Source organism: Moorena sp. SIO3I6, from assembly GCF_010672095.1.
In genome coordinates this window covers 1-10,407 of record NZ_JAAHHU010000180.1, presented here as the reverse complement: position 1 = coordinate 10,407, position 10,407 = coordinate 1, and the positions used below count along the sequence as shown (strand labels likewise).

Annotated in this window: 8 protein-coding genes; 4 read left to right on the top strand and 4 right to left on the bottom strand. The window is 42.2% G+C overall.

Annotation, left to right across the window (positions count from 1 at the left end; all coding sequences use genetic code 11):
- The first annotated feature begins 479 nt into the window (after window positions 1-479).
- Window positions 480-680, top strand: a complete 201-nt coding sequence (locus tag F6K49_RS30055) for a hypothetical protein (protein ID WP_293102486.1) — start codon at window positions 480-482, stop codon at window positions 678-680.
- A gap of 24 nt (window positions 681-704) precedes the next feature.
- On the opposite strand, the gene F6K49_RS30050 is transcribed toward F6K49_RS30055, so the two are convergent.
- Window positions 705-2,081, bottom strand: coding sequence for a transposase (locus F6K49_RS30050; protein ID WP_293102484.1), 1,377 nt, complete (start codon window positions 2,079-2,081; stop codon window positions 705-707).
- A gap of 144 nt (window positions 2,082-2,225) precedes the next feature.
- On the opposite strand from F6K49_RS30050, the gene F6K49_RS30045 reads away from it, so the two are divergent.
- Together F6K49_RS30045 and F6K49_RS30040 are read left to right on the top strand one after the other, a co-directional pair.
- Entirely contained in the window at window positions 2,226-2,387 is a 162-nt protein-coding gene (locus F6K49_RS30045) for a hypothetical protein (protein WP_293027304.1), read from the top strand.
- 608 nt (window positions 2,388-2,995) lie between these two features.
- On the top strand, window positions 2,996-3,448 hold the full coding sequence (locus tag F6K49_RS30040; protein WP_293102481.1) for a hypothetical protein: 453 nt from the start codon (window positions 2,996-2,998) through the stop codon (window positions 3,446-3,448).
- 220 nt (window positions 3,449-3,668) lie between these two features.
- Here F6K49_RS30040 and F6K49_RS30035 read toward each other — a convergent pair whose 3' ends face one another.
- Window positions 3,669-5,045 carry an ammonium transporter gene (locus tag F6K49_RS30035; RefSeq protein ID WP_293102478.1) on the bottom strand — a complete coding sequence of 459 codons (1,377 nt, stop codon included), beginning with the start codon at window positions 5,043-5,045 and terminating at the stop codon, window positions 3,669-3,671.
- 317 nt (window positions 5,046-5,362) lie between these two features.
- Window positions 5,363-7,453, bottom strand: a complete 2,091-nt coding sequence (locus tag F6K49_RS30030) for a serine/threonine-protein kinase (protein WP_293102473.1) — start codon at window positions 7,451-7,453, stop codon at window positions 5,363-5,365.
- A gap of 801 nt (window positions 7,454-8,254) precedes the next feature.
- Here F6K49_RS30030 and F6K49_RS30025 point away from each other — a divergent pair.
- Window positions 8,255-8,458, top strand: coding sequence for a hypothetical protein (locus F6K49_RS30025; RefSeq protein ID WP_293102469.1), 204 nt, complete (start codon window positions 8,255-8,257; stop codon window positions 8,456-8,458).
- Here F6K49_RS30025 and F6K49_RS30020 read toward each other — a convergent pair.
- Complete coding sequence (locus F6K49_RS30020) at window positions 8,412-10,340, bottom strand: cation:proton antiporter (protein ID WP_293102466.1); 1,929 nt, start codon at window positions 10,338-10,340, stop codon at window positions 8,412-8,414. The two genes, F6K49_RS30025 and F6K49_RS30020, sit on opposite strands and share 47 nt — an antisense overlap.
- Window positions 10,341-10,407 lie beyond the last annotated feature (67 nt).

The window sequence follows — 10,407 nt, the reverse complement described above, 5'->3', positions numbered from 1 at the left end:
GGAGATAGGGGGATAGGGGGATAGGGGGATAGGGAAATAGCTCAAAATTTTCCGAAAAATCCCCAAATTTAGTCATTAAAATCTGACTAATTAGCCGGCTTCAATCAACTCAAATGACTAACAATTCGTGATTCGGCTTTTGAGTATGGTTAGATAAATTTGGCCAAAATCACGACTATTCGTCCAAAATTCTCCCCATCTCCCCTCCTGGGAGGGGTTAGGGGTGGGTCCCCATCTATTTTTGGCCAGAATGAAACAGCCCTACCTTAAAAAAGGGGGGAGCCATACTCAAAGTCCCCCTTTTTTAAGGGGGATTTAGGGGGATCTCCGAGGCAAGAAAACACGCCCTAGTACCTCTGCGAAATTCCCAGGGTAGCGTAGGATTAGGCGATCGCCAGATTCCCTTCTTCTGCGCCTTCCTCCTGGTGTATCTAGGGAGTAGGGAACAGGGAACAGGGAACAGGGAACAGGGAACAGCGATGCAGTGCTATAGTAAGCGGAGCAGTTGTAATCTATGGTTCTCAGATTACCAGAATCTGGTGGGGATTTTTTGCGTTCGCGTAGCGGCTCTTTTGGAGCATCGCGTAGCGGCTCTTTTGGAGCATCGCATTTCTAGCCCCTCAACAGTGACCAGAATTATTCTGGATCAGCCTCAGATATTTGACATCTCCCCCGGCTAAAGCACGGGGGATTCTCAAAGGATGTTACGCAGGAGGGTGAACCCATCCTGCTCCACTCCTTCTTCGGTATGATTTATTCATGGAGTTGAAAATGTCATACCGATGTGGGACTGTCAAAATCCCTCTACCCACCTTGGCTAGGTTGATTCCTAGCTGTGTGGTTACTTTCCTAATAATATTGGCGGCACCATTACAATCCGCATTTATTAGGTTTCCTTTTGATGTCTTATAAAGGCCACGTCTAACCCGTTTACCTGATGGGATCCAGCTTTTGGGTTTTTCACCTATTTTTGGCAATGAATCTCCATCCAAGAAAGATGCCTTACTTGTATAAGCTTCCTCAGTAATTGTTAATTTTACCCCATATTCAAGGCAAAGTTGTTTAAGTCTTTCAATTAATCTTTTTGTAGGAATTGCCACAAATTTCTGGTTGCCACTTCTCCCCATATTGGAACGCTGCTTTTGTCCTTCATTCCAACCTATTACTATGTTTCCTATACCATCAGCGAGACAGCGATTAATGATAAATCGAGCCGTCTTATTAATGGCATCTCTCATCTGGTTGTTGCGTCTTCTCTGAACCCGTTCAAGGTTTGAATCCCAGTAAAAGTGAGGTTTTCCCTGTTTGTACTTAGCTACTAGGCGACAATACCCTTGATTCATAGACTTTAGCTTTCGACCGTCAATAATAAAGCTTTTCCCCAAGGTCGAAACGCAGGTTAACCAGTTATCTCCACCATGGTCTATACCCATGGCTTGGGAATAATCTAAAGTTGGATTTTCTTTGACTTGCTCTTTTCCGTCCTCAATGACCCAGTCAATCCAAAGTTGCCCGTAGTAAGGTCTAATGGTTACCTCTTTAACCCAATCTGAGTCTATAAAATCCGGCGGATATAAGGCAATTTTAGTCAGCAATTCAGGTTTGCTTTCTTTACTAACCGAAGGGTAAAACAATCCTTCTTTGTAAGTTAAAGCCTGTCGTGGAAAAGTAACAGCAGCCAAACCACCTTTCTTTCTATACCTAGGGAGCCTAGGTCTATCTACTTGACCTTTGTAATAGAGTCCAACAAGTTGATTGTAACTAGTGATTGCTTCCCCTACAGTTTTTAAAGTCTGTTGAGCAGACTGAGCCGCCATTCCTTTGTAGTGCGGACTCATTTTCAATGCTTTATCCAACTCAGGATATTTAGTACCGCACTTATACGTTTTCCATCCAGTTCTTAATTCATCGCCACGCCAGTAAGTAGTATAAGCTTCTTGTTCTTCTAACCATTGATAATGTTTCTGTTTTGCGTAATAGATGGCGCAATTAAACAAACTATTGGCTTGTCTACATTGAAATTCCCAGAAAACTTTTTCTTCGTCTGAAAAGTTAGCTTTTACTGGTATTGTCTTATGCATTTGATCACCTCGACCTCTTTTGTCACCATAGCTTTAGTATACTCGAAAATTCTAACAATATCAAGCAAAAATAAGATTAAATCTCAATTAATATTGAGAGGGGTTCCCGTTCATTATAATGAACTAAAAAAGACACACGGCATCATGCTTACAGATACCGCGTGGAAATGGTTGCAACTTTCAGCTAAAGAGTCAGGAACAAGCGTTGGGGAATTTATAGAGCGTTGGGTCAGAAGCCAGATTGAAGACACGACGCCGATATTTCCAGTCTCTGTGTTTCATCCCGGAGACGACACCTTAGAATAAGGCAGCCTTAATCATGGAGGCGCGCTTGACCTAGGCGAATTAAATTCGCCATGGGTCGCGCCTCAAAGTTTTAACCCTGGGACGAGTAACCGATCAACCATAAAGGCTGCCTTATTCTTGCGGTAACTTCTGACCCCGGGCTAAAGCCACGGGGTTCTCACATTTCAGGAAGTCTTGATAGCAATCAAAAAAAATTGGTCAAGTTTGGGTTAACCCCAATGCTTGACCGAATTCTGTACTTTAACGTTTTCTGTCCGGACTAATCATCCCACCCTCAGAAAAGTTAATAGAAACAAATAATCTGATTTTTGCACTAACAAATAATGGTGCCTTCACACCAATCAATGGCCTGATTTATATGTTACAAAAATCAGAGTTTAAAACCACGTAATTTCCTGGCAACCACCAGGACTCTAGTCAAGACAATTTTCCTAAACCTTCCTTGATTAAGTGAATAAAGTGCTAAAATATTAGACGAAATCCGAACAGTTAGTATCTGAATTATTGCCCATTTTTTACCGAGAGATAAATATATAATAAATTAAATTTGTTAAATTGTAGACTAATCCACCATATACATAGATAATTCAGGAAGGTAACAGGTAAGTATGGATATTAAAAAAATCAAAGACACTCTCAAAAAATTCAAGGATGATACATCTGGTATTCAGGGAGTCGTCATTGTCCAAGAAAATGCTATGATAATCACCGAAACACTTATCGGTAATTGGGATTCTGACGTTGCTAAAATCATAGCTGGGGTGATGGATTACTTACCCAAACGTATTTGTAATAAATTGGAATGGGATCCGGCTCCAAATATTTGTGTTAGATCTTCTAAATATGGCTACATTATGTCGGTACCATGCGGTTCCCATAAGTTCTTGTTAGTTAAAGCCAGTAGTAGTATCAGCCAAGGGTTGTTAGAATCTGAAATCGCTGAAATTATCGACGACATTAAGACTTATATCAATGGTAAATCCTCTAGTAATAATGGAGAAACAATAACTGATAACGAAGATAACGATGACGACGATGACCAGGGATTATTTGGTAGATAATGGCAGTTTTTCCGGAATTATTATGCTAATTTACCAAAAACAATGTCTAAAAGTATTTCTAAGCAATACTTTTAGACATTGAGATGCTATTTAGCCGAAAAACTAAACTATTACAATTTCAAAGCTATACACAGTAATAGTTTTAGGCAATTGAATTTAAAAGTTAAGCATAACAGGTAACAAAGAGCCATAATTGCGGGTTACCACACTTATTTATCCACTAAACTTTTCTTTTTTCAAAACCCTGGTAAGCATCTACACCATGCAGTTGCCGATCTAAACCCTTGAGCTCATCCTCGTCCGAAACTCTAATGCCTATTCGCGCTTTAAGTATTGACCAAGTGACCCAACTAAAAGCCAAGGTAAACAATAGAACAACAAAGAGACCAAGCACTTGAATTCCTAATTGTTGGAATATCTTTATCACTCCAAGACTCTCACTATTGCAGAGTGGTGCATTTATTATTTGGTCACAAAGTAACTTATTCTGATTACTCAAAACAACTGCCAGCGTTCCCCAGATGCCACAACCTAAGTGAACTGATATTGCACCCACTGGGTCGTCAATTTTCCACAGGTTGAAGAGGTAAACTAAGAAAACAACTAACCTTCCAGCTACCATACCAATGAAAAGAGCAGCCCATAGTTGGACATAGGCACTGGATGCGGTAATACTAACCAAACCTCCTAGGACTCCATTGATGATCATAGACAGTTCTGGTTTGTTATTAAAGTACTTTAGCCTTGAGGTTGTAAAAGCCGCTGTCAGACCAGCAGTTGCTGCAGCAATGTTGGTTGTTAGCAGAATGTGACTTATTTGTTCAGCGTCAGCTTTTAGCAGTGAACCTCCATTGAAGCCAAACCAGCCCAGCCAAAGGATAAAGCAACCTAGAGTAGCCATGCTGAGATTATGGGGACGTATAGGTACCCTAGTACCATCGTCTTTATAGCGGGAAACCATTTTACCGTCCTCCTCTCGTCGGTATTTACGTGGTCCCAAGAGCCAAGCACCCACTAGAGCTGCCATACCACCCACTGCATGAACTACGGTTGAACCAGCAAAATCCACGAAACCTCGCTGTTTGAGCCAACCGTCAGGTGCCCAAACCCAGTGTCCAGTGATGGGATAATAAAGAGCGACCAGGAAAAAGCTAAACCATAAAAATGCTTTTAACTTAATTCTCTCCGCAACGGCTCCAGATACAATCGTCGCGGCGGTTCCAGCAAAAACTAATTGAAACAAAAATGCTGCTTTGAGAGGAATCGTTATTTCTTTCTTATATTCAGAGAATCCCTGTTCATTCAACAAAAATAGTCCTTTTAGCCCTCCGATAACACCTAAGAAAGAGTCATCCATCATTAGGGTAAACCCCAAGACCCAGAATGCTAGTGTAGCAATAGAGAATACTAACAAATTTTTGGTCAAGATATTAGCAGCATTCTTATAACGGCAAAAGCCAGCTTCCAACATGCCAAAACCAGCATTCATAAAAAACACCAGAAAAGCGGCAAGTAACACCCAGATAGTATTGATCTTTTTTAATTGCTCACCTGAATCGTTAGAAGTAGTTTCGCCAAGGGCAGCTTGAGCCCACATTAGTAAAATTGTTGCTATTAACGGCAAGCAGAATTTCCAACTTGGCAACCGCATTTTTTTTGGGATTTTTAACTTTTTTATAGTCAGCATCTTTGGGTTCAATATACTAGCGAAAAATAAACACTATTTAGGTAAGTATTCAACTATGGCTGTTTTCAATTAGGTGAAGTACATTTTTTTAGGGAGCAGGGAGCAGGGAGCAGTGAAGAAGAGGTAAGAGGGGAAAAATCATTCGATAAAATCTCGAAGTATTCAATTTTTTCAAAAGCGGTTTATTGTCAGCTGACCGCTGTTCGCTGTTCCCGTAGCCCATAGGCTTAGGTAATATCACTGTCGTCTTTATATAAAGGCGGTATTCCGTAACGCTCGCTAATTTCCCTGTCAATGTTTCGCAGAATTTCCATCACATCTTCCGGCTCTGCATCTCTTAGTTCTGTTTGCCGACTTTTCTCTTCCTGTACAAAAGCTTGTCTAGCTTCTTCTATAGAGTGGTTCTCAATAAAATAGCTAATCGCTGCTTCACCAATTGCTAAAGTCATCGCCACAGTATTGAAATTGATTTGAGTTCCTTTAACACCCAACTGCTCCAGGAATGTTTGGACCGTAATACTTTGGTATTGGCCAGGAATAGCAATATTGGCAATCATCCTGACCAGCAAATTTTGTATAAATTTTGTTACAAAGGGAACAAATCTCGCACTCCATGTAAACCAGGCTGCGCTCAACTTAAATTTATTGGCTATGATCCTCTTGAGTGGGATGCCCGCAGTTGCTCCCCCAAAGCCGTATTTAGCAGCATCGTCAGAGATATTTTTATATATTTCTAGTTCTAGTTGCTCGATGTTATACCTTGTGTCTTCGTACTCCTGCCAACAGGCAGAAACAGGAACATAACTATCAGTAATTTGGTGATAGTCATGGAGTCTTGCTTTAATGCACTTGATAATATTAATTTCTTTCTGCTCTTTGGCATTACTAGGCTTTCTGGAATTAGCCCTAGATTCTAAACTCAGGTCATAAGGTGGATTCCACTCGCGGGCAGGCTCAACCAGGTCTATCTGGTTGATCACCAAGATAATCGGCAGTTCTGTATTATGGGCTTGGTGGTGCTGTTGGCGCAGCGTGGTTAGAAACTCCACATCCTGAGCGACATACCCTCGCTCTTTGGCTGGAATAACAAATAAAAGGATATCTACTCTCTTTTCAACAATGTAGTCAATGGCTGACTGGAATGCTGGATCGTTCTTGGACTTTTCCCCTACACCACGGGAATCTACAATTTCTAAGCTCCGTCCATTGCGCTCGCATGGGTAAGATTCAGGGTTTAGGGTTTCCGGTTTATCTACCCTAACCTTAGCAACCTCCTTTCCCATCATGGCATTGACCAGAGATGATTTACCCGCTCCTGTTCTACCGTAGAGGGCAATGTGAGGAATCCGGCTCTGCTTTGCCCACTTGCGAATTTTCCTTTTAAGAATCGGCTCTGCAATCAATCTTGCTGGTTGACCCAGTACTGACAGAATTGAGAGAATGGAAGACTCGATATCAATTATTTCTAAGCGCTGTAGAATATCTTGGGCATTCTCAGGTCTCCGCTCTGGTGAGGGAGCCATTAGATCATTAATTAAATCTGCCAGTGGGTCAGATATTTGGGTCGCGCTGTCTCGCCAATTCTTTTCAAGCTTACCTGTGATTGCGTTTGCGCCAAAGTGCTTGAGTAGTTTGCCTGTCAGTAAATAGACAAAGCTACGCCCTAGGGCAAAGAAATCAGACCTATACTCAGCTTGACCTTTAACTTGTTCTGGCGGCGTGTAATCCTGTGAAACAATCCCTGTAACATTTCCTTCTTGAAGCTTTTCAAAATAGGTATCCGTCACCTCCCTCGCTGCACCAAAGTCAATCAAAGCTAACTGACCATTAGGTCTGAGCATGATGTTAGCAGGTTTAATATCCCGGTGAAACCAGTTCTGCTCATGCACTAGAGCTAAGATTTCTGCCAGTTGTTTCAACCATGCGATCGCTTGCTCTTGTGTGATGGGTTGATAGCCATTCTCTTCTAGCCACTTCTCTAAATCCAACCCCTCAATTTTTTCCATCACTAAGCAGTGCAAATCCTGATTCCCACCTTCTTGCGGGAGAATAAAGTAGCCATCTGGCTCGACTTTAGGAATTCCTGGATGATTTAGCTTTTTGAGTACCTCCGCTTCCCGTTCAAATAACTCTATAGCCTTGGGACTTTTGCGGTGCAGAACTTTTAATACTTTTCGCGTACCTTGGTCATCTACTTCCCAAGTTTTACCAAAGCCTCCTTCACCCAATAATTTGACAACTTTATAGCGATTATCTTTACTCAGAAGCTGATTTAGCTGCTCTTGTTGCTTTTCCCGATAATTATTGTTTTGGGTCATTTGATAATTTTATATCTCGTTATCTGTGATAGTTACTATGGGATTAAATATATTTTTTGAGAGTATAATTTTGCATTCATTAAGCTCAAAAACAATGACTAATACTCTTAGAGAAAACCCCTGATTTTAATATAATATTGAGTTTATAAATTCAGATATAGGCTCTGGTTATTAAAGCTGAATTAGTTTTGCACTTACACAAGCAAATCAGGAAATTAGCATCTGCTTTCTGCTCTTTTTACCTCCTATGACCAACGCTATATATAGCAGTCGCCAGGGCAGGCGCGGACATGACAAAAGTCTCAAACCTAAATAAGCGCAAGAGTTTGACTTCTGACTTCTGACTTCTGACTTCTGACTTCTGCTATACTACCCAAGATAGATGTAAATTATATATAGCTTGATAAATGTTCTGATTTTCTTAATTTAAGTAGTCGGAAAAAATTAAAGTGAACGGTTAACAGAAGGAGACTTGGGGTCCCGGAGAAGGGCTGAGGGGCTGTTTGGGTCACTTGTTTCCGCACCTGCTCAGGGGGTGACAATAAGAGTGAAAAGTAGATAGGATAAGGATTTGAGCAAACGAACCCAAAAAAGAATAGAGTTGTCTAGTGGACAACCCTAAAATAGAAATGCTTCCTGAATTTTACCAAAAAGTCTTCAAAATTCACCTTAATGAAAGTCAATGTCTAACTGTGCAATTGCTGATCATGCTATTGCACAGTTGCCTAAATGTAAGGATTTCACATGATTGGATAACCTGATAACATATTTTGTGAATTTTATTGGATTATCAACCAAATAATGCCATTATCATCTAATAGCATTATTTGGTTTCTAGGTGCAACAGGTATCCGTGTAGGAATTGTGATAATTTTTGATGCCATATTGCCTAGTCCCTGTTCTCTGTTCCCTGTTCCCTGTTCCCTGTTCCCTGTTCCCTGTTCCCTTTGCTATACATCTAATTCACACTACTTTCATCTACTGTTGAATTCGATGCCCCTGTAGCAATTGGCAATTCCTCGACTTTGGGTAGCTTTTCGAGAGCCAGACGAGACGAAGACGTCCCACCGGATAAACGCTTCAGAAGTTTTGGTCTAGGGTCATGGAGCAAGTAAATAATATTATCCCCCGGTTGCCAATCTTCATTCCCACTCGCCACTTGAAAACTCTTTTCCCTCTCCAGTAGCAAAGGTACCAGTTCTCCAGAGCGAATTAAGGCGTTGAGATGAGCTCGCTGAAAACCAAATCCAGCTTCCTTGAGAGTGGTTTTGCCCAACTTGATTTGCCCATCATTAATGTACTGGATCCAAGTTTTGATCGGTAGTTGTGCAATGAAGGCCTGATTAACCTTGGTTTTATTGTTGTTGCTATTGACTTGGGGGTCACGAGGAAACACTGCTAAGACTCGCGGTGGATTAAACTCCTCCGCTGCTCGTTGAGCCAATACCAAGTTAATCTCACCATTCTTGGTCATTGCTAGGAAAGTTCCCACCGATTCGATGCCAGCTTCTTCTAGAACATCCACATCCAAACCACTGCTTTGGAAAACTCGCAGATTTTCGTCCCTTGCTTTTTGGCAGGCTTCTGGGTCTGTATCAATCAGCACAACCGACTCTCCTCGCTCTTGAAACAAACGAGCAATCAGACGGCTCATCGGATTACAACCGATGATTACAGCACCAGTTGCCTCCTCCTCTGGGTTAAGTTTTAGCCATTTGGCGACCCAGCGAGCGGTCAAACCCTGTAAAACTACCGTCAACATAATTGTCAGGAATACCAAGGCTTTAATCGAGTCACCACCATTAACCCCCCGTTCCGTTAGGAGAATGGCAAACAAGGAAGCCACAGAAGCACTGACAATTCCCTTAGGACCAATCCACGACACAAATAATTTTTGCCGCCAATTGAGATCACTATTCCAAGTACAAACCACCACACTGATGGGGCGCACCACCAACATCAATACCAAGACGGTAAAGATACTGCCCCAGCCTAGGGCAAACACACTGGCGATTGACAGGTCAGCCGATAGCAGTACGAATAACATGGAAACCCCAAGGACAGTTAATTGTCCCTTGAAGCGTCGCAACAAGCGCTCTTCAGGCAGGTCAGAGGCTCCCATAACTACTCCAGCCACTACAGTTGCCATCAAACCGGATTCAGAGCGAACCATCTGAGCCAAGCCAAACAAACCCCACATGCCAGCCAGTACCACCAAGTTTTTGAGTTCTTCTGAGATGAAGCGTGCTTGCTTGAGAAGAAACCCCATTAACCAGCCCCCTAAGCCCCCAATAACAGCACCGATGCTTAAACGAAGACCTAGACCCACAAATGCTGCATTTGCACCACCATCACTATTTAAAATTGTGTCCAGGACAACCACTGCCAGAATTGCCCCGACTGGATCAATGAGAACCCCTTCCCCTTCTAGGAGGGTTTCTACACGTCGATCCACTTTCACCTGTTTTAGCAGAGGGCTAATCACCGTTGGTCCGGTGACCACCACTAGAGAGGCATAGAGAAAAGCAATCGGCCAAGGAAACTCCCCTAGCCAGTGAGCCGCCATGCCACCTCCTAACAGAGTAATCAGTGTTCCGATGGTAACTAGATTTCTCAGACTACCAGACACTTTGCCCAGATCCCGCAGATCTAGGTTGAGCCCTCCTTCAAACAGAATAACTGCCACTGAGAGGGCAACAATTACCTCTAGACCAACCCCTAGCTTCTGTGGGTGCAAAAGACCGAAGCCATCTGGTCCGAGTAGAGTGCCAAACATCAGCAAAAAGACAATGCTGGGAATTTTTAAATACTCACCCATTACCTGGGCACTGATCCCAGCAAAGATGGCGATAACCATCTGTAGGGTTAGTTCAAATGAGCTTTCCATATGCGTAAGTGTCGCAAGTGATCAACTTAGGTAGAAATTCCTCATTATTCTGTGTTCAACTCCATGG